This is a genomic window from Rhizobium sp. BT03, from assembly GCF_030053155.1.
GTDB lineage: Bacteria > Pseudomonadota > Alphaproteobacteria > Rhizobiales > Rhizobiaceae > Rhizobium.
This window is the reverse complement of record NZ_CP125640.1, coordinates 4,386,543-4,404,098: the sequence shown is the minus strand read 5'-3', so window position 1 is coordinate 4,404,098 and position 17,556 is coordinate 4,386,543. Positions and strand designations below refer to the sequence as shown.

Here is a 17,556-nt window from a genome sequence, read left to right as displayed (position 1 = left end):
CCTTTCGGTGAAACAAGCCGCGCCCTCTCTCCGCCCTCATCCTGAGGTGCCCCGCAGGGGCCTCGAAGGACGAGGGCGGGCACCGGCCTCTCCTCGGCAATGGATGCGGGCTTAAGCAACGCGGCAGTCGAACAGAACAGGCATGTTCACCGCGATCATCTCCAGGATCGCATCGTCGAGTTCAGCCGGTCTCTCGCAGCGAATGCCGTGTCCGCCATAGGCTTCGGCAAGTTTCACGAAATCCGGGTTTCCGTGCTGCCGCTGCCTTCCCTGATCGCCACCGTTGAGAATGAAGATCTTGATCGGCGCGTTGTGCTGCACGGCGGCCGACATTTCCTTCATGGTCATCTGGACGGAGACATCACCGGCTATGTCGATGACGAGGCTGCCGGGATTGGCGATCTGCACGCCGAGGGCGGCGGGCAGCCCGTATCCCATCGTCCCCAGGCCGCCTGATATGATCCAGCGGTTCGGCTGCTCGAAGTCGTAATGCTGCGCCGCCCATATCTGATGCCGGCCGACCTCCGTGGTGATGTAGGTATCCCGATCCTTCGTCAGCTCGTAAAGCCGCTCGATGGCATATTGCGGCATGATGACGTCCTCGCGCATCGCATAGGAAAACGATCGCCGTGCCCGCCAGCCCGCAATCATGCGCCACCACGCGGCCAATCTCGCCCGGTCCGGCGCCCGCGGCAGCGCCCGCCAGAGACGAACGAGCTCGGCAAGCACGCCCCCCGCATCGCCCCGGATACCGATATCGGCGCGCAAGGCCTTGTTGAGCGAGGCAGCATCGATATCGATCTGAATCTTCCGGGAATTCGGTGAAAAACCATCGACGCTGGCGGCCAGCCCGCCGTCGAAGCGCGCCCCGATGCACAGCATGAGGTCGCAGTCCTGCATTGCCATGTTGGCCTCATCGGAGCCGTGAAGCCCGGCCATCTTCAGCCAGTTCGGGCCGGAAGCCGGATAGGCGCCGAGCCCCATCAGCGTCGACGTGACGGGAAAGCCGGTGAGATCGACCAGCTCGCGCAGCCGATTTACCGCTTCGGGGCCGGAATTGATGACGCCGCCGCCCACGCAGATAACCGGCCTGCGTGCCGCTGTCATCAAAGCGATTGCAGCCTCGATCTCCCTGATGCCGCAGCTGTTGTCCGGCTGGTAGCTCGGTCTCGGGGCGACAGCCTCACGCAGTGAATAACTGCCGCTTGCAAACAGCACGTCTTTGGGCATGTCGACCAGAACGGGGCCGGGCCGGCCTGATCCGGCGATGCGAAAGGCCTCGTGGATGACCGCCGCGAGCTCATTGACGTCGTTGACCAGCCGATTGTGTTTCGTGCAGGCTCGGGTGATGCCGACGGTATCGCATTCCTGAAACGCATCGGACCCGATCAGCGTCGTCGGCACCTGACCGGACAGGCAGACGAGCGGCACGGAATCCATCAAGGCATCCTGAAGGGGCGTGATCGCGTTGGTGACGCCGGGTCCTGAGGTCACCAGCATAACGCCGACCTTGCCCGTCGAGCGGGCATACCCCTCGGCGGCATGGCCGGCTCCCTGTTCATGGCGAACCAGAATGTGTCTGATGTCTTCCTGCTGGAAAAGCTCGTCGTAGATCGGCAGCACGGCAGCGCCGGGATAGCCGAATATATGCTCGACGCCATTGTCTCTCAGCGCCTGGAGAACGATTTCCGCGCCGGTCATCTGCGCGCGCGGGGTGTCGATGGAATGACGGGATCTCATGGTTCCGTTCCTTGATCAGTATGGTGATGTGGAAAGTCCGACGAGGCGCCCGCCCAGGATTCAGGGCATAAAAAAAGGCCCCGTCAGGAGCCTGCTTACCGCGCATGGGTGCTTTCGCCGGATGGTTACACCATCCTGCCCATGCGCCCGATCACCACTGCCAGAACCATTGCAATTTTCATGGCGTCACAGCTAAAGGCAAATCGGCTCGTCGTCAATGCTTCCGAAGGGGACGACACCGCCCGCGGGAAAACCCCGGGCGGTTGCATCTTCGTGCAGCATCCTGGCTATGCCGGGGTGTCCAAGGTCAGTCCCGGCCCTGCAAGCGGTCCATGACCTGGAGCAGCAGGTCGGCGCAGGCCTTCATCGGTTCGTCCTCGGCGCATTTCAGATCAATCCGGGTGTCCCCGTCCTCGATGCGGAAATGGGCGGCCTTGGACGGCGGCGGCGGGCGGTGACCGTGGAAACCACGGAAGCCCCTGTCGCCACGGAAGCCCCTATCGTAGCGAGAACCCATGTCGCCCCTCGATCCATGCCACCGGTCATCGGGGCGATCGCCTGGCCGCGCATCAGGTGCGACCGTCATCCGGTCGTCATTACCTGGAGTAGACGGGTTCGGTGGCGGAGGCGGTGGCGAGGCCGGATCGGCCGCTGCAGGCGGAGTCTCGGCGGCCGGCGGGGCCGGCGGTTGTTGGGCGAAGGCGGTGCCGGCCAGTGCGGCAAGAGCAAGGCCAGAGAGGAGAAGTCTTTGCATGGAAACATTCCTTTGCCGGAAAGTAAGACGCATGTCTGTAAACACCGCAGCGCGGCTTTGGTTCATGCCCGATCGGCTCGTGAGCGAAATCCGCAAAGGCCATAGCCACGATCCCGACGAAGGCGGTAATCACAGGAGTGTCGCCGTGAGACGTCTTTCGCCTCGCCTCTGCCTTGTTGGACCGCTATCCTGTGCGCCGATTCGCTATCCGCAACGAGGGCGTGGCGTGAACGAAGCATCAAAGGAGAGCGCGATGACGGACGCCAAGAGCGGCATTTCGGGACTGCGGCCGCACATTACTGTGATCGGCGTCGGCGGTGGTGGTGGCAATGCGATCAACAATATGATCGCGGAAAAACTGGCAGGCGTTGAATTCATCGCCGCAAACACGGACGCCCAGGTTCTCGCCACATCAAAGGCGACCAGACGCATTCAACTTGGCGCGAATGTGACCGAGGGTCTCGGCGCCGGTTCGCTGCCGGAGATCGGCCATGCGGCTGCCGAGGAATCGATCGATGAGATCATGGATCACCTGGCCGGCTCGCACATGTGCTTCGTCACCGCCGGCATGGGCGGCGGGACGGGCACGGGTGCTGCCCCTGTCATCGCGCGCGCCGCGCGTGCCGCCGGCATCCTGACGGTCGGCGTCGTCACCAAGCCGTTCACCTTCGAGGGCAATCGCCGCATGCGGACGGCGGAAGTCGGCATCGAGGCGCTTCGCCAGGCAGCCGATACCGTCATCGTCATTCCCAATCAGAACCTCTTCCGCATCGCCGATGCGAAAACGACTTTCGCCGATGCCTTCATGACGGCCGACCGTGTGCTATATGCCGGCGTCGGCTGCATTACCGACCTCATCGTCAAGGAAGGCCTGATCAACCTCGATTTTGCCGACGTGAAGTCGGTGATGCAGGGCATGGGCCGGGCCATGATGGGGACTGGCGAAGCCTCCGGAGAGAGCCGTGCGATGAAGGCGGCGGAAGCGGCAATCGCCAACCCGCTTCTCGACGATATCTCGATGAGAGGCGCCAAAGGCGTGCTGATCTCGATCTCAGGCGGCTCGGATATGACGCTGTTCGAAGTGGACGAAGCGGCAAGCCGCATTCGCGACGAGGTGCAGGATGACGCCGATATCGTCGTCGGCGCCATCTTCGACCGCAGCCTCGACGGCAGGTTCCGCGTCTCCGTCGTGGCGACCGGCCTGGAAGGCAGCTCCCTGCCCGCATCCGCTTCACACGCCCCCGCCGAGCAGATCCAAACTCGTACGCTGCAATAACGCCGCCGCTGATGACTAATGCATGTCGCCGGGAAGTGTGCAGCGGTTTCCGGATAACGACATGCATAAAAACAAAGAGCTAAAGCGCGTCGCATGAATCAAGTTACATGCGACGCGCTTTAGCCGTCGCCCGGTACTACGACGCCCTTGGCGACGTCATGCGGTTAACGCCCGTCAGACGAATAATATCTCCGAGATGTTGTGCACCACGGAGATTTCGTCAGTCTGAGAGTTGGTGATGTAGATCGAATCCGCCGCCGCGTCATAGGCCACGTTGGTGGTGGAGTCGTCCCCCGATATGGCGATGTTGACATCGATTGTCGTCTTGACCCCGGTTTCGAAATTGAATGCCGTGCCGATATGCTCACTGCCGAAGGAATCGCCGAAGAAGAACGTGCCGTCGACGGCAAAGCCGTATCCCAGCCCACCGGCGGCGAAAGTCTTGGATTCGATCGGGTTCAGCGCGTCGGGATCGATTTTGGAGACCTGCCATGTCGCATCATCGATGCGGCCGACGACGTAGATGCCGGTTGAATCCTGCATCGTATTGACGGCCGTGAATCCACCCCAGTCGAACGTACCCGCCCCATTCTCGCCGATAAGGCCGGGGATCGGGTCGCCCTGCTGATCGAGCGATCCGTCTGCCGCATCCCACTTTGCGAGATAGGTCTGATCGGGGAAAGGGCCTTCGCCTCTGGCCTCGTTGGTTCTTCCGATGATCTCGCCGCCGCGGACCGCAAAATAGGTTCCGCCGATGTCATATTCGCCACGGTCATATTCGCCAAGAGAGATGGCGCCGCTGGCGTTGTCGGCTTCAAATGCGGCGGCGTTGTCGTAAATGTACACCATGGAATCATCCGGGAAACCATGGCCGGAACTGACATAAAACTTGCCTGTTTGCGGATCGACCGCGACCCCCTGGAGTTCATAATGGTCCAGGAAGGGGCGCACCACATCCGCCTGTGCCTCGACATGACTGGTGTTCAACGACTTGCCGTCCGTCACGCCGTCGACGGTCAGCGAGATCACGCCGGCATCCGCGTGACCGGCGCCGTCTGAGACCTTGTAATATTGCAGCTTCTCCGTGACATGCTCGCCGTCATCGAGACCCGCCTTCACGGCCGGATCGAGATTGTAGGTGAAGCTTCCGTCCGCCGAGAAATGGAAGGTGCCGAATTCACCGGCGACGGCGGTCGTCTGCCGCTCGCCGGTTCCGACATTCGTGCCCTCGACCGAGCGCAGGAAGAGTGTGCCGGCCTCTCCGGCGTGATCGTTGACAAGTATGTTGCCGGCGATCTCGCTGCCCTCGCGGAAGGAGAAGGCGTCGTCGACCGCGACCGGCGGGCTGGTGATCCCGTGAATGTCAAGCGTGAAATGCCCGACATCCGTATGGCCGGAGCCATCGGAGATCTTGTAGCCGATCGTCTCGGTCAGCGTCATTCCATCGACGAAACCCGCCTTGGCGGCCTCGCTCAACGTATAGGTATAGGAGCCGTCCGCCCTGACGTGAAACGTCCCGTGCTCGCCCTCGATATCGGTGACCTGCCCACTCTGCTTGGCGAGAACCCTCTCGCCGTCGAAGAAGCTGAGAAACATGTTGCCCTTGGCCGCTGCTATATCGTTATCCAGCAGATTGCCTGAGATAACGTCGCTCTCGTAGACGCTGCGGGAGTCATCGACCGCCACGGGTTTTGCAAACACTGTCATGGATATCTCCTTCCAGATCCATTCGCCTTGGTCGAACGGGAGGAAACAGCCATTGCAGAGCAAGGTCAAACGATTCTTCTAGCAAAAGTGGTATTTTATAGTTTTACAATTTCGTCATGCCGCGAGAGGTTGCCGGGCGCGCCAGAACTTCAGAGAGGCGCTTGGTGCCCGCAAGAAGCAACGCTGCGGCGCGTGCTTCGAGGCTCCGCCCCTCGGGCTGCGCACCTCAGCATGAGCGGCGTTGGGGATGCCGCGCCCGTAACAACAGCAGTTGGAGGATGGACGCAAATGCCCAAGAGAGCCTCATCCTGAGGTGTGCAGGCCGAAGGCTGGAGCCTCGAAGGACGAGGCGGGCGCGCATCGCGTCGGTCCCGCACTCTGATTGACACCACGAGAAAATCAACTATCCCCTCAAACCAAAATTGAGGATTTGAAATGAAAAACGCCTTTATATACTTGGTATTAGCAGCGACAACGCTTCCGCTTTCGAGCTGCACGACGACCTCCGAGAGCTCCAGGCAGCAGTTCCTGTCGACCACGGCGCGCAGCGGCGTCAGAACGCTGATAGCCAAGAACTGGCACATCGACGACGACTGCCGCCATATCGACTACCCCGCCATGAATATCGTCGAGCAGCCCAAACATGGGCGCCTCGAAATCGTCCACGAACCACTCTTCCCCAAGCTCGACGGAAAAGTGTCGAAATGCGAAACGGTCAAGGTCAACGGCGTTGTTGGCTACTACACATCCGATCCCGGCTACACCGGCACCGACCGGCTCGTCATCCGCTCGCCCTATGAAGAAGGAAAGACGGAAGAAGGCGTGCTGAGCGTGAAGGTGCTGAGATAACTGCCGGTTACGGGTCTGCACCGAGCACGGCAATCTCGGTCAGCGCGCCTACTCTTGGCCGTCCTTCGGACCCTTCGCGTATTCACAGATCGACGTAGAATAGAATGTCTGGCCGGCAAATTTGTGCTTTGACAAGCCGAATTCGAACACGCCGAATTTCTTGTCACGATAATAAAACGCTGACGTAAGGAATTCGCTCAACCGTCCGCAGTCCCCCATGCCGGCGCCGGTATAGACCGATAGTGTTTTGCCCTTGAAGGTCCCCTTCACCACCTTGTCGACCTCAAAGTCGCCGCGCGTCACCCGTAGCGGCTCGCGGTCGGATGGAGAATCCGGCAGCTCGACGCCAAAGGTCACGAGCTTCATGCGGCCTTTCACGATCAAATCCGCTTCCGCAAACTTCTCCTTAGCAGACGATCGTCCGCAACTGCAGGCAGATGCTGCCGAAGCCGACAACACCATGAAAACCGAAGCGGCGACCAAGGCCGCGGCACGATATGAACTCATTGAATCCCCCACCCGCGCGGCTCAAATCCTTGCGCGCGTCGATCCACAGCATGACGGCAGATTTGTCCGGATTGAGGCGATATGATCGCTTGGCACAGCTAGTAGGTGAAAAATTCCCGGCCGCGATAGCCATGAATAGATTCAAGCAGACAGACAAAGAACCGAATAGATCCTCATCCCACCACCCGCCTGATCTTTTCCGCATCCTCCGCGGTCGCCGGGTTATACACCACCATGCTGAGATCCGGCCGGCCGTCCACCTGAAATGCCGAATATTCGAAGGAGAGCAGCCCGAGCACCGGGTGCCTGATGTGTTTGGCGCCCTCGCCGTGAGTGCGCACGTCGTTGTCGCGCCACATGACCAGGAATTCCGGGCTTTTCCGGCAGAGTTCGTCGACCAGGGGCTCGACCTCGGCGGCCGCACCGGCGCGAGCCGCGTCCACCCGGAAGGCGGCGACGACGAAGCGGGCGACATTTTCCCAGTCATATTGGGCGGCGCGCACGCGCGGATCGAGGAAGATGAAGCGCAGCACGTTGCGCTCTTTCGGCGGCAGCGCACCGTAATCGGTCAGCAGCACGGTCGCCGCCCGGTTCCAGGCGATCACGTCCCAGATGGCGTTGCGGATCAGCGCCGGGCTCGGGTCCAGCGCATCGAGCACGCCCTGCAGCCTGGGCGTCACCCCCTCTTGTCTGCGATAGCGTACCTCGGGCGGCCGGCCGAGGCCGATGAGGAAGAGGTGCTCGCGCTCGACATCGGTCAGCATCAGCGCCCGCGAGATCCGCTCGAGCACATCGGCTGACGGCGCCCCGCCGCGCCCCTGCTCCAGCCAGGTGTACCAGGTGGGGCTGATATTGGCGCGGCTTGCCACCTCCTCGCGGCGCAGCCCCGGCGTGCGGCGGCGCCCGCCGGCAAAGCCGAGGGCGGCCGGGTCGAGCTTGGCGCGGCGGCCCTTGAGGTAGGCGCCCAGCCGGTTTTCGGAGGTGACGAATTCGCTCATCCTGTTAGCCATTATACCATGATAAGATCACTACTTTACCATGATAATGCCCTGCCCGATATCTGTCTCCAGCCAAAACGGAGATATTGACATGCGCGTATTCGTCACCGGAGCCACCGGCTGGGTCGGCTCGGCCGTCGTCAACGAATTGATCGCCGCCGGCCACCAGGTGCTCGGCCTCACCCGCTCGGACAAGGGTGCTGAAGAGCTGGCGGCCGCCGGCGCTGTCGTCCATCGCGGCTCGCTCGAGGATCTGGAAAGCTTGAAGCGCGGCGCGGCCGAGGCCGACGGCGTCATCCATACCGGCTTCAATCATGACTTCTCGAAATTCGCCGAAAACTGTGCCCTCGACCGGCGCGCCATCGAGGCGCTCGGCGAAGCCCTTCGGGGTTCCGGCCGTCCGCTGCTGGTCACATCGGGCCTCGGCCATGCGCCGGGCCGCATCAGCACCGAGAAGGACCCGCCCATGCCGACCTCTGAGACCTACCCCCGCGCCTCCGAAATCACCGCGATATCGCTTGTCGCCCGGGGCGTTCGCGCCTCCACGGTCCGGCTCCCGCCGTCGGTGCATGGCCATGGCGACCGCGGCTTCGTGCCGATCCTGATCGATTTCGCCCGGCGAACGGGTGTTTCTGCCTATATCGGCGAAGGGCAGAACCGCTGGCCGGCCGTACATCGGGTCGATGCCGCCCACCTCTACCGGCTGGCTCTGGAACGCGGCGCCGTGGGCGGCCCCTTCCTGGCGGTCGCCGAAGAGGGCGTACCGTTCCGGGAGATCGCCGAGGTGATCGGGCGGCGGCTCGATGTTCCGGTGGTCTCGAAGTCCCGCGAAGAAGCCGCAGAGCACTTCGGCTGGTTCGCCATGTTCGCGAGCTTCGACGTGCCAACATCGAGCGAGCGCACCCGCGCACTGCTTGGTTGGCAGCCGGCCCAGCCCGGCCTGCTGGCCGATATCGACCACCGGGCCTATTTCGGCGGGTAAGGCTCAGATGCCGGCGCCTGGAGAACGTCCTCTGGCGAATTCGATCTACCGCATCCGGCCTTCATTCATATCGGCCGGATCGTAGTTGATGTCCCAATCCTTCTCCGGCTTCTTCTGCCCGGGCAGGCTTTTGTTCACCGTTGCATCCTCGGAACCGGTGATGACGGTCGGTTTGGCGCTGACCACGCCGGTGCTTTTCCTGTCGGCCAGGGATTTGGCGAACTGGCCGGCGGCGTCTTTTTCCGGATTGGCCATCTCATTCGCCCTTCTGCTTCATCGCATCACCGATATTCTTCGTTTCGGGATCGCGGTTGTTTTCGCCGCGCGCATCGCGGTTTTTGTCCGGATCGCCCTTGGCTTTCAGATAGCCGCGCGGGGTATTTCCCTTCGGCCCTTCCCAGCGGGGGGACTGGTCGGTGGTGCCGGGGGCGCCATCCTTGGGAGTCGTGATGCCCATCGTCGTTTCTCCTTGGTTGAGTGGGAAAAACCGGAAAAGGCAGCAAGTGTTCCCGCAGAAAATATGGAACAGCGTCGTCCCCCATCGGTTGTTCCGAGGTCGCAACCTCAAACAGGGAGCCGAAAATGAGCAAGACCAACGTCCGTGAAATTCAGAAACGCGCCGAACAGCAGGTCAGAAACACCAGCGCCGGCGGCCATCTCGGCGGCACCTATTTCGGTCAGCAGCCCGATGGCAAAACCGCCTCGGACAGCAGCAACGACAGCGCCAAGGCCAGACCCAACGACGGGAGCAATTGAGGGCGCATATGCGTCCTCTGTCCCGGTATCATGGTCGGGGCATCTCCATAGACCTGTTGGGAAGCCCCACCTCCCTCCTTCCTTGGGATGGCCTTGCATGCTCAACGCCATCTCCCCCGTCATTGATCGGCTGCCTTGTCATTGATCGGCAATGGCGATGCCCTACCTTCTGCTGGCGGCCGGCCGGCTGCGATGGAGCAAGAATCTTTGAGCCAAGGCGGAGGGGCGACATGGCATCCTATACGATCGGCGATGCGATCCGGGAACTTGCTCCCGTTCTCGTCAAGGCGCCGGCGGGCGCCGTCAGCGGCGAATGGACCGTCACCACCCTGCAGGCCGGGCATTCCTCCCGCACCGGCGGTTATCTCGATGCCGAGGGAAAGCATATCAGGGAGGATTCCGGCCGTCCGCTCGGTATCATCGAGGATGTCGTCGAAAAGCTCGATACAGCCGCGACGGAACGCTTCAACACGGTGTCGATCCGCTGGAAGAAGCCGAGACTTCCCTTCATGCGCGCTGAGCTCACGCTCGAAACCGCTTATGACCAATCAATCGTTCCGCGTGGTCCCGACGACCCGATCTACGAGGCCTCAGCCGCCGCGCGACGCGCCTTCTGGCAGAGCCGCGGCGGGGTGCAGGAGAGCTTTGCCGTCGAGCGCGCAACGGCCAACATTCACGCCCAGACGAAATGGTTCGGCTCCCACCGCCGCATCCTCGCCATCGACACTCCGGGAAAGCTGACGCTTGCGACCGACGGCCTTTCCACACCCTGGGCCGGCATATCCGAGCCCGAGAACGGTGTCGAATGCGAGCTCTTCATGGAGTTCGATGCCGCGACGATGGATGCGGAGGAGATCGGTAACTGGGGGAACCTGTTGATCAACATCGGCGACCTCGTGGCCGACGGCCACCGCGTCGCCCGCGATGTCGAGAAACATGGCGCCATCCTATTCTGCCGGCTGACCGATGACTACCGTCCGATGACCCGCATCATGCTCAGCCGCGACCCAGGCCGGATCGACGGCCTGCCTTTCGGCTCCGTGCCGCTGATCCGCGCGACGCAGATCGCCGAAGCCGAAATCGACGAGCACGATCTTTCAGAGGATTGGGGGACCACCGCAGCGCGTGCGGCACTGGCCAAACGCGGCATCGGGCTTTAACGGCAGCCGGGGCGGTACAGCGCCTTTCAAGAGGGGATCTCGAAGGCGCCATACGACACCCGGCATTCTCAGCCACCGGCGCATTGCATCGCCCTTCGAGGCCCCGTGCGGGGCGCTCGGGTGAGGCTCTCTTGGTGGCGGTGCCAGCCCTATTCCTGGATATCGGGCTCAACCACCCTGGCGAGGTTCTTCAGCGACTCCTGCCAGCCGAGATAGCAGGCCTCGGGCGGGATGACGTCGGGCACGCCTGCCTGAACGATATCAACCTCGGTGCCGACCGACACCTTCTTCAGCGTCACGGTGACTTCCATTTCTCCAGGAAGATTGGGGTCGTCGAACTTGTCGGTATAGCGAACGAGTTCGCCCGGGACGAGTTCGCGGAATTCGCCGCCGAAGGCATGGCTGTTGCCGGTCGTGAAGTTACGAAAGGACATTTTGAACGTGCCGCCGACAACAGGTTCAAGATGGTGCACGGTGCAGAGGAAGCCGTTCGGCGGCAGCCACTTGGCAAGCGCATCCGCCTCGATGAATGCGCGGTAAACCTTCTCAGGGCTGGTCGCGAGAACGCGGTGCAGGCGTATGGTGTTCGGCATGGTCGTGATCCTTTTGAATGGATGGAATGGACGAGCTAAGGACGGATCGGCTTTGACCGATCCGACATGGGAACGATCTTTTCTTCAGGAAAAATCGCTCGGAGCCACACTGCCCGTCAGCCCGGCATGCCTTCGAACTGCGGAAGATGGAGCGGCGTCGCCCAAGCAAGCCGCCGTTTGATAAACATCTCGACCCCCGGCTGTATCAACTCGGGCCGGTCCAGGCTGCCGAGGGTGACGAAGACGAGGCCGGGGAAGCTCTCCAGATTGCTGCTGAACAACCTCGCGCCGCAATCCGGGCAGAAATTGCGGTCGAGACCCTTGCCGGAATCGGCGACATAATGAAACGCCTTCGGACTGCCGGCAGTCAGGGTGAAATCGTCCTGCGGCACGGCAAAGAAGGTGGCGGCCTCGCCGCCCGAGGCTTTCTTGCAATCCAGACAATGGCAGTCGGCGACGAAGGTCGGATCTGTGTCGAAGCCGAACTGCACCGCGCCGCAAGCACATTTTCCCGTATATTTCCTGCTCATGCCGGCGTCCTTCATCTGGTTTCAAGATCGGCGAGCGGAGCACGTCAGGCCGCGGCCTGCTTGCCCAGCGCATGCAGCAGCAGGCGGGCGGCCTGCTTCGATGAGGCTGGGTTCTGCCCGGTGATCAGCTGATCGTCCTGGACGACGTGGACGGCCCAGTCTTCCGTCGCAGAAAACTTCGCCCCCTGCTCCTTCAGCACGTCTTCGAGCAGATAGGGCACGACCTCGACGAGCTGCACGGCCGCCTCCTCGGAATTGGTAAAGCCGGTCACCGTCCGCCCCTTGGCGATCGGTCCGCCGTCCGGAGCCTTGACCTTGGTCAGGATTCCCGGCGCATGGCAGACGAGCGCCAGCGGCTTTCCCGCGGCAAGCGTCTCCTCGATCAGCGTGTGCGCATTGCGGTCGTTCGTCAGGTCCCAGAGCGGCCCGTGGCCGCCGGGGAAAAACACAGTGTCATAATCCGCCTGGTCGACGTCGGACAGCCTCAACGTGTTGGCGAGCGCAGCCGTCGCGGCCGGGTCCCGTTCAAATCGCCTCGTATCTTCCGTCTGGAACGCCGGCTCGTTGCTCTTCGGATCGAGCGGAGGCTGGCCGCCTTTCGGCGATGCGAGCGCGATCTCGGCGCCGGCGTCGCGGAAAACGAAGTAGGGAGCGGCGAGCTCCTCTAGCCAGAAGCCCGTTTTCCTGCCGGTATGTCCCAGTTGATCATGCGATGTGAGAACCATGAGAATTTTCATTTTGCTCAGCTCCTTCGGTCCGGCCGAAAAGCAAAACTTTCCGCGTCCGGTTTACGGTGAAATCTGCCTGCAATCTCATGTTGAACTGAAGAAATCATAGATCGGCCGCCGCCGCGATACAAGCATTCTGATCCGCCGTTGGCAGATGCCGCTCAAACCCTGCACCGACCAGCCTCTGTGAGTTCTGAGGCTCTGGTGTATGAAGAGGGGCGGATTGCCCATAGGATCGATCCGATCGCGTTCGCCATTCCAGGGACCTGAAAAGTGAGCAAGCCGAATTATCGGGATATCGCCCGCCATGCCGGCGTCGGGACGGCCACCGTCGAGCGGGTCCTGAACGGACGCGGGGGCGTTCGCCCGGAGCTGGTCGAGAAGGTGATCATTGCCGCCCGCGCGCTGGATTATCCCCGCAAGCTCCCGGACACCCATCGCGGCCTGCTGCGCATAGAGGTGTTGATGGTACGTCCCGAAACGACCTTCTATCAGCGGCTCTCCGCAGCATTCGAGAGGATCGCGGCGACCCTCGACCCGCTGGTCATCGTGCATCGCAGCTTTACCGAAGAGATGAAGCCGGAAGAAATCGCGCGCCGCATCTTGTCGGCCGGCCTGCGGCGCGCAGGCCTGATCCTGGCGGTGCCCAGCAATCCGGTGATCGGCGCGGCCGTCGAGGAGGTCAGCGCCCAAGGCTTGCCGGTCGTCCACGTCGTCACTCGCGCCTCGGAACGGACAGGCGAATTCGTCGGCATCGACAATTATGCCGCCGGCCGGACGGCAGCGCTCTTCATCAGCCGAATGGCACGCCGGATCGGTCCCGTCTTTGCGATCTGCCATCCGATCTATCAGGTGCACCGCGATCGCATCCGTGGTTTTTCGGACTATTTTCTCGAGCACGCCGGTTCCACCAGCTTCCAGCAGCTGGGGTTCGGTCTCGACGACGAGCATCTCGGCGCTGAACTCCTGTCCTCGGCCTTGCGGATGTATCCGGACCTTGCCGGCCTCTACAATGCCGGCGGCGGCAATTCCGCGCTGATCAACGTGCTGCGGCGGCATGCGCGCGAACGCGGCATCTTCTTCGTCGGCCACGAGCTCACCGACTATACGCGCAGCGCCTTGCAGGACGGCATCATGGATGTCGTCCTCGACCAGGCGCCCGAGGCGCAGGCCAGGCGATCGCTCGATCTCATCCTGCGCCGGATCGGCTTGACCGATATTGAGCCGGATCGGGCGCCGATCCGCTTCATCACCATCACCAAGGAAGGGCTTTGATCTAATTTGATCAAGAATGGCTTCGGCGCCGCGGCCGCCTCCTGCTACGTTCAAGACAGGGAGGAGAGCCCGTGCGTCGACAGCCGCGACATCCCGGCGCGAAAGGCCTCTCCTGCGATCAAGATGCATATGCGGGCTGACGATTCCGTCCGCCCGAAGGAGAGAGCAATGGACGATCTGAAATTCGGCACGCGCAACAAGCGCGGCGACTGGGCGCCGAACCAGCCGGCCGAAACCGCCCCGCTGTTTGCGTTTCCGCCGCGGCTAATGGCGATCCTGAAATGGCTGCCGCACTACTTCTTTCCCTGGAATGCAATTTTTGCCGCCTCCGCCGTTGCTTATTGGGCCTGGGTCATTCCGCCGCTGGAAACAATGCGCACGCTCAGCATCGGCTGGATCGCCTGGCTCTATGCGGTAAACGCCATCGCGGTCTTCCTGTTCTACGGCGCCTTCGAACTGCATCTCTACGTGTTGAAGCGGCAGGAAAACCGTTTCAAGTACAACGGCAAGTTCCCGGCCGACCACAAGAGCAACGCCTTCTGGTTCGAGAGCCAGAACCTCGACAACATCCTGCGCACCTTCCTGTCGGGCGTGACGATCTGGACCGCCGTCGAGGTCGGCATGCTCTGGGCCTACGCCAATGGCTACGCGCCGTGGCTGAGTTTTGCGGAAAATCCATGGACGCTGGCGCTCGTCGCGCTCGTGGTGCCTGTTATCCACGAGTTCCATTTCTTCTGCATACACCGGCTGATCCATACGCCCTTGCTCTACAAATGGGTGCACTCGGTCCACCACAATTCGGTCAACCCCTCGCCCTGGTCGTCGCTGTCGATGCATCCGGTCGAGCACCTGCTCTATTTCGGCACGGCGTTCTACCACCTGTTCCTGCCCTCCAACCCGATCATCATGCTCTACCAGCTGCATTATGCGGGTTTCGGGGCCATTCCCGGCCATGTCGGCTTCGACAAGGTCGAGATTGGCGAGGAGAGGCTGGTCGATAGCCACGCTTATGCGCACTACCTCCACCACAAATATTTCGAGGTGAACTACGGCGACGCTCTGATCCCGCTCGATAAATGGTTCGGCACCTGGCACGACGGCTCCCCCGAGGGCGAAGCCCAGATGCAGGAACGCTACCGCAGGCGGAAGGAAAAACTGGCGGCCCGCAAGGCCCGCCTGGAAGTCGGAGGGGCTGCCGAATGATCTGGGTTTCAGCTGGCAAACTCGACGACATCGAACAGGAAGGCGCCATCCGCTTCGACCATGGCGGGCGCACCTACGCGATCTACCGTGGCCCGGATGACAGCGTCTACTGCACCGCCGGGCTCTGCACCCACGAGGCGATCCATCTCGCCGACGGACTGGTCATGAATTTCGAGGTGGAATGTCCAAAACATTCCGGCGCCTTCGACTATCGCACTGGCGAGGCCATCAGGCTTCCGGCCTGCGAAAATCTGAAAACCTATCCGGCAGAGGTGATCGACGGAGAGGTTCGCGTCGCTCTGGCTTGATGCATGTCGCCCGGACATGCGCAGCGCTTTAGGCCTTGGTTTTTATGTCCTCACGAGCGCCGGCCGCTTTTTTCACGGAGAAAACATGGACGGTATGGTCATCATCGGCGCCGGCGAATCCGGCACCCGGGCAGCCTTTGCCCTGCGTGAAGCAGGCTATTCGGGGCCTGTCACGCTGGTCGGCGCCGAGCCCCACCTGCCCTATGAACGGCCGCCTTTGTCGAAGACCATCGGCGATGCGGTGCAGATGAAGCTGATCTGCGCTGCAGAAGCGCTTGATGCCGCCGGCATCACCTATCTCAAGGGCCTGTCGGCCGCCGAGCTGGATGCTGGCGCCGGAGCGGTGCGCTTGAGCGACGGCCGGGTGCTCCACTACGAAAAGCTGCTTCTGGCCACCGGCGCGCGGCCGAGACGGCTCACATGTCCCGGTGCAGCGCGCGCACTCGATTTCCGCACCCACGCCGATGCCGAAGCGATCTTCTCCCGTGTTGGTCCCGGCCGGAGCGTGGCGATCATCGGCGCGGGTCTGATCGGGATGGAACTTGCATCGGTCCTTCGCGGAAAGGACGTTTCGGTCGACGTGATCGAAGCCGCACCGAAACCTTTGGGCCGCGCCGTCCCTGCCCGCTTTGCCGAAAAGCTGCACGCCAGGCATGCTGCCGAAGGTGTGCGCTTTCAGGTCGATCGGGGCGTGGCGGCGATCGGCGACGACGGCGTCACCCTGACCGACGGCAGCCTGGTGCCTGCCGATCTCGTCGTCAGCGCCATCGGCGTCCTGCCTGATATCGCTTTGGCGGAAGCGGCGGGACTGGCCACCGGCAACGGCATTCTGACGGACGCCTGTCTTCGCACCAGCGCACCGAACGTCTTCGCCGCAGGCGATTGCGCCGCGGTGGCTCAGCCGGGCGGCGGACATGTTCGCTATGAAAGCTGGCGGAACGCCAGGACGCAGGCCGAGACCGCGGCGCGAAACATGGCCGGTGCCGCCGAGACCTTCGGCGCCCTCCCCTGGTTCTGGTCCGACCAGTATGATCTTGGCCTGCAGGTGGCGGGGCTGCCGCAGCCCGCCCATCGGATCGTCCTGCGTTCGGCCGCGGAGGGTGAACTGGAATTTTATCTCGATGACGGACGCCTGGTGGCAGCGGCGGGCTTGGGCAACGGCAATGGCCTGGCGAGGGACATCAAGCTCGCCGAGATGCTGATTGCCGCAGGCATCAGCCCCAGCCTCCCGGAACTGGCCGACCCGAGTGTGGGCCTCAAAACCCTGCTGAAGAGCGCAAGGGCCGCGTGATGCAGAAGCTGCTGATCTTTCAGTCGCTCTGGGCCATGGAGCGTCGGCACACGGATGGGGTCGAGCGCACACTCGACGAGAACATCGCGATGATCTCCGAGGCCGGCTTCGACGGCATCAGCGCGCATTACACCAGCCGCCGGGATGTCGTTGCCCTCAACGAGGCCATCCGGGGCACCGGCTTGAAGGTCGAGGCGGTCTGCTTCCCTCGCTGCGTCGAGGATCTACGTCTGCCGCTGGAACTGGCCGCGGAATTTCCGGTCAGCCACATCAACCTGCAACCCGATATCCGCCCGCGCCGCATCGATGCCTGCCTGCCGCTTCTCGATGGCTGGATGCTTCTTGCTGAAGATGCCGGCATTCCCGTGTTCATCGAAACGCATCGCGACAGGATGACGACGGACCTGTTCTTTACGCTGGATCTGCTGGAAGAGCGTCCCGAACTGCCGCTGCTGGCCGACCTGTCGCATTTCCTGGTCGGCCGTGAATTCGCCTTTCCGGTCGATGAGGAGAATCATGCGCTGATCCGGCGCATTCTGCGGAATGCCCAGGCATTTCACGGCCGGGTTGGCTCGCGCGAACAGGTGCAGATCGAGATCTCCTTTCCGCATCACCGGCCCTGGGTCGATCTCTTCCTCGAATGGTGGGAGTATGGTTTTCGCCACTGGCGATCACGCGCCGCCGATGATGCCGAGCTCGTTTTTACCTGCGAGCTCGGTCCCAAACCCTATGCGATCACGGGCAGAGACGGCAACGACCAGACGGACCGGTGGGCGGAGGCGCTGGCGCTGCGGCAGATGGTGCATGCGTTGTGGGCGGCCACTGCCTGAATCCGCCTCCCAATCGTGCAAATCCCCCTTTTGGATCAGTATCGTGCGCCCTACATCGTAAGCGTGTGG

General features: G+C 62.4%; 20 protein-coding genes and 1 pseudogene. 11 read left to right on the top strand and 10 right to left on the bottom strand.

The window, feature by feature from the left end:
• Nucleotides 1-114 precede the first annotated feature (114 nt).
• Together ilvB and QMO80_RS21360 are read right to left on the bottom strand one after the other, a co-directional pair.
• Nucleotides 115-1,701 (bottom strand): annotated as a pseudogene (gene ilvB / locus QMO80_RS21365) (biosynthetic-type acetolactate synthase large subunit); the annotation flags it as partial.
• 346 nt (nucleotides 1,702-2,047) lie between these two features.
• Complete coding sequence (locus QMO80_RS21360; RefSeq protein WP_283198264.1) at nucleotides 2,048-2,494, bottom strand: hypothetical protein; 447 nt, start codon at nucleotides 2,492-2,494, stop codon at nucleotides 2,048-2,050.
• Between the two features lie 253 nt (nucleotides 2,495-2,747).
• Here QMO80_RS21360 and ftsZ point away from each other — a divergent pair, with 253 nt between their 5' ends.
• Entirely contained in the window at nucleotides 2,748-3,770 is a 1,023-nt protein-coding gene (ftsZ, locus tag QMO80_RS21355; RefSeq protein ID WP_283198263.1) for a cell division protein FtsZ, read from the top strand.
• A 174-nt stretch (nucleotides 3,771-3,944) separates the two neighbouring features.
• Here ftsZ and QMO80_RS21350 read toward each other — a convergent pair whose 3' ends face one another.
• On the bottom strand, nucleotides 3,945-5,477 hold the full coding sequence (locus tag QMO80_RS21350) for an Ig-like domain-containing protein (RefSeq protein WP_283198262.1): 1,533 nt from the start codon (nucleotides 5,475-5,477) through the stop codon (nucleotides 3,945-3,947).
• A gap of 435 nt (nucleotides 5,478-5,912) precedes the next feature.
• Here QMO80_RS21350 and QMO80_RS21345 point away from each other — a divergent pair, with 435 nt between their 5' ends.
• Nucleotides 5,913-6,326, top strand: a complete 414-nt coding sequence (locus QMO80_RS21345; RefSeq protein ID WP_283198261.1) for a hypothetical protein — start codon at nucleotides 5,913-5,915, stop codon at nucleotides 6,324-6,326.
• Nucleotides 6,327-6,374: 48 nt separating this feature from the next.
• On the opposite strand, the gene QMO80_RS21340 is transcribed toward QMO80_RS21345, so the two are convergent.
• Nucleotides 6,375-6,692 (bottom strand): hypothetical protein, encoded by a 318-nt coding sequence (locus QMO80_RS21340; protein WP_283198260.1) that lies wholly within the window; start codon nucleotides 6,690-6,692, stop codon nucleotides 6,375-6,377.
• Here QMO80_RS21340 and QMO80_RS21335 point away from each other — a divergent pair.
• On the top strand, nucleotides 6,691-6,918 hold the full coding sequence (locus QMO80_RS21335) for a hypothetical protein (RefSeq protein WP_283198259.1): 228 nt from the start codon (nucleotides 6,691-6,693) through the stop codon (nucleotides 6,916-6,918). The genes QMO80_RS21340 and QMO80_RS21335 overlap by 2 nt on opposite strands.
• Before the next feature lie 88 nt (nucleotides 6,919-7,006).
• Here QMO80_RS21335 and QMO80_RS21330 read toward each other — a convergent pair whose 3' ends face one another.
• Nucleotides 7,007-7,831, bottom strand: coding sequence for a helix-turn-helix transcriptional regulator (locus tag QMO80_RS21330; protein WP_283198258.1), 825 nt, complete (start codon nucleotides 7,829-7,831; stop codon nucleotides 7,007-7,009).
• Nucleotides 7,832-7,922: 91 nt separating this feature from the next.
• Here QMO80_RS21330 and QMO80_RS21325 point away from each other — a divergent pair, with 91 nt between their 5' ends.
• Nucleotides 7,923-8,813 carry an SDR family oxidoreductase gene (locus QMO80_RS21325; protein ID WP_283198257.1) on the top strand — a complete coding sequence of 297 codons (891 nt, stop codon included), beginning with the start codon at nucleotides 7,923-7,925 and terminating at the stop codon, nucleotides 8,811-8,813.
• Nucleotides 8,814-8,858: 45 nt separating this feature from the next.
• Here the strand turns inward: QMO80_RS21325 and QMO80_RS21320 are convergent, their stop codons facing one another.
• Both QMO80_RS21320 and QMO80_RS21315 read right to left on the bottom strand, forming a co-directional pair.
• Nucleotides 8,859-9,068, bottom strand: coding sequence for a hypothetical protein (locus tag QMO80_RS21320; RefSeq protein ID WP_283198256.1), 210 nt, complete (start codon nucleotides 9,066-9,068; stop codon nucleotides 8,859-8,861).
• Nucleotide 9,069: 1 nt separating this feature from the next.
• On the bottom strand, nucleotides 9,070-9,270 hold the full coding sequence (locus QMO80_RS21315; RefSeq protein WP_283198255.1) for a hypothetical protein: 201 nt from the start codon (nucleotides 9,268-9,270) through the stop codon (nucleotides 9,070-9,072).
• Between the two features lie 125 nt (nucleotides 9,271-9,395).
• Here QMO80_RS21315 and QMO80_RS21310 point away from each other — a divergent pair, with 125 nt between their 5' ends.
• Entirely contained in the window at nucleotides 9,396-9,569 is a 174-nt protein-coding gene (locus QMO80_RS21310) for a hypothetical protein (protein WP_167347820.1), read from the top strand.
• Nucleotides 9,570-9,799: 230 nt separating this feature from the next.
• The gene (locus QMO80_RS21305; protein WP_283198254.1) at nucleotides 9,800-10,729 is read left to right on the top strand and encodes a hypothetical protein; all 930 of its coding nucleotides are present in this window, start codon (nucleotides 9,800-9,802) and stop codon (nucleotides 10,727-10,729) included.
• Nucleotides 10,730-10,878: 149 nt separating this feature from the next.
• On the opposite strand, the gene QMO80_RS21300 is transcribed toward QMO80_RS21305, so the two are convergent.
• The 3 genes from QMO80_RS21300 to QMO80_RS21290 form a co-directional block, all read right to left on the bottom strand.
• Nucleotides 10,879-11,322 (bottom strand): SRPBCC family protein, encoded by a 444-nt coding sequence (locus tag QMO80_RS21300; protein WP_283198253.1) that lies wholly within the window; start codon nucleotides 11,320-11,322, stop codon nucleotides 10,879-10,881.
• Nucleotides 11,323-11,438: 116 nt separating this feature from the next.
• Entirely contained in the window at nucleotides 11,439-11,852 is a 414-nt protein-coding gene (locus QMO80_RS21295) for a GFA family protein (RefSeq protein ID WP_283198252.1), read from the bottom strand.
• Between the two features lie 44 nt (nucleotides 11,853-11,896).
• Nucleotides 11,897-12,589, bottom strand: a complete 693-nt coding sequence (locus QMO80_RS21290) for a type 1 glutamine amidotransferase domain-containing protein (RefSeq protein ID WP_283198251.1) — start codon at nucleotides 12,587-12,589, stop codon at nucleotides 11,897-11,899.
• Between the two features lie 264 nt (nucleotides 12,590-12,853).
• Between QMO80_RS21290 and QMO80_RS21285 the strand changes: the two genes are divergently transcribed.
• The 5 genes from QMO80_RS21285 (at nucleotide 12,854) to QMO80_RS21265 (ending at nucleotide 17,487) form a co-directional block, all read left to right on the top strand.
• Entirely contained in the window at nucleotides 12,854-13,855 is a 1,002-nt protein-coding gene (locus QMO80_RS21285) for a LacI family DNA-binding transcriptional regulator (protein WP_283198250.1), read from the top strand.
• A 168-nt stretch (nucleotides 13,856-14,023) separates the two neighbouring features.
• A complete protein-coding gene (locus QMO80_RS21280; protein ID WP_283198249.1) occupies nucleotides 14,024-15,058 on the top strand; it encodes a sterol desaturase family protein in 1,035 nt (344 codons plus the stop codon).
• Nucleotides 15,055-15,366 carry a MocE family 2Fe-2S type ferredoxin gene (locus QMO80_RS21275; protein ID WP_283198248.1) on the top strand — a complete coding sequence of 104 codons (312 nt, stop codon included), beginning with the start codon at nucleotides 15,055-15,057 and terminating at the stop codon, nucleotides 15,364-15,366. The genes QMO80_RS21280 and QMO80_RS21275 overlap by 4 nt, the downstream gene beginning before the upstream one ends.
• Nucleotides 15,367-15,451: 85 nt before the next feature.
• Nucleotides 15,452-16,657: an NAD(P)/FAD-dependent oxidoreductase gene (locus QMO80_RS21270; protein ID WP_283198247.1), complete on the top strand. Its 1,206-nt coding sequence runs from the start codon at nucleotides 15,452-15,454 to the stop codon at nucleotides 16,655-16,657.
• Nucleotides 16,654-17,487: a sugar phosphate isomerase/epimerase gene (locus QMO80_RS21265; protein ID WP_283198246.1), complete on the top strand. Its 834-nt coding sequence runs from the start codon at nucleotides 16,654-16,656 to the stop codon at nucleotides 17,485-17,487. The genes QMO80_RS21270 and QMO80_RS21265 overlap by 4 nt, the downstream gene beginning before the upstream one ends.
• The last annotated feature ends 69 nt before the right edge of the window (nucleotides 17,488-17,556 follow it).

Bases quoted from the DNA above. Each gene is read 5' to 3' on its own strand.
- QMO80_RS21290 (WP_283198251.1), bottom strand. From the start codon at position 12,589: ATGAAAATTCTCATGGTTCTCACATCGCATGATCAACTGGGACATACC.
- QMO80_RS21270 (WP_283198247.1), top strand. From the start codon at position 15,452: ATGGACGGTATGGTCATCATCGGCGCCGGCGAATCCGGCACCCGGGCA.
- QMO80_RS21295 (WP_283198252.1), bottom strand. From the start codon at position 11,852: ATGAGCAGGAAATATACGGGAAAATGTGCTTGCGGCGCGGTGCAGTTC.
- ftsZ (WP_283198263.1), top strand. From the start codon at position 2,748: ATGACGGACGCCAAGAGCGGCATTTCGGGACTGCGGCCGCACATTACT.
- QMO80_RS21320 (WP_283198256.1), bottom strand. From the start codon at position 9,068: ATGGCCAATCCGGAAAAAGACGCCGCCGGCCAGTTCGCCAAATCCCTG.
- QMO80_RS21325 (WP_283198257.1), top strand. From the start codon at position 7,923: ATGCGCGTATTCGTCACCGGAGCCACCGGCTGGGTCGGCTCGGCCGTC.
- QMO80_RS21350 (WP_283198262.1), bottom strand. From the start codon at position 5,477: ATGACAGTGTTTGCAAAACCCGTGGCGGTCGATGACTCCCGCAGCGTC.
- QMO80_RS21360 (WP_283198264.1), bottom strand. From the start codon at position 2,494: ATGCAAAGACTTCTCCTCTCTGGCCTTGCTCTTGCCGCACTGGCCGGC.
- QMO80_RS21340 (WP_283198260.1), bottom strand. From the start codon at position 6,692: ATGAAGCTCGTGACCTTTGGCGTCGAGCTGCCGGATTCTCCATCCGAC.
- QMO80_RS21330 (WP_283198258.1), bottom strand. From the start codon at position 7,831: ATGAGCGAATTCGTCACCTCCGAAAACCGGCTGGGCGCCTACCTCAAG.
- QMO80_RS21315 (WP_283198255.1), bottom strand. From the start codon at position 9,270: ATGGGCATCACGACTCCCAAGGATGGCGCCCCCGGCACCACCGACCAG.
- QMO80_RS21280 (WP_283198249.1), top strand. From the start codon at position 14,024: ATGGACGATCTGAAATTCGGCACGCGCAACAAGCGCGGCGACTGGGCG.
- QMO80_RS21335 (WP_283198259.1), top strand. From the start codon at position 6,691: ATGCGGCCTTTCACGATCAAATCCGCTTCCGCAAACTTCTCCTTAGCA.
- QMO80_RS21300 (WP_283198253.1), bottom strand. From the start codon at position 11,322: ATGCCGAACACCATACGCCTGCACCGCGTTCTCGCGACCAGCCCTGAG.
- QMO80_RS21345 (WP_283198261.1), top strand. From the start codon at position 5,913: ATGAAAAACGCCTTTATATACTTGGTATTAGCAGCGACAACGCTTCCG.
- QMO80_RS21305 (WP_283198254.1), top strand. From the start codon at position 9,800: ATGGCATCCTATACGATCGGCGATGCGATCCGGGAACTTGCTCCCGTT.
- QMO80_RS21310 (WP_167347820.1), top strand. From the start codon at position 9,396: ATGAGCAAGACCAACGTCCGTGAAATTCAGAAACGCGCCGAACAGCAG.
- QMO80_RS21275 (WP_283198248.1), top strand. From the start codon at position 15,055: ATGATCTGGGTTTCAGCTGGCAAACTCGACGACATCGAACAGGAAGGC.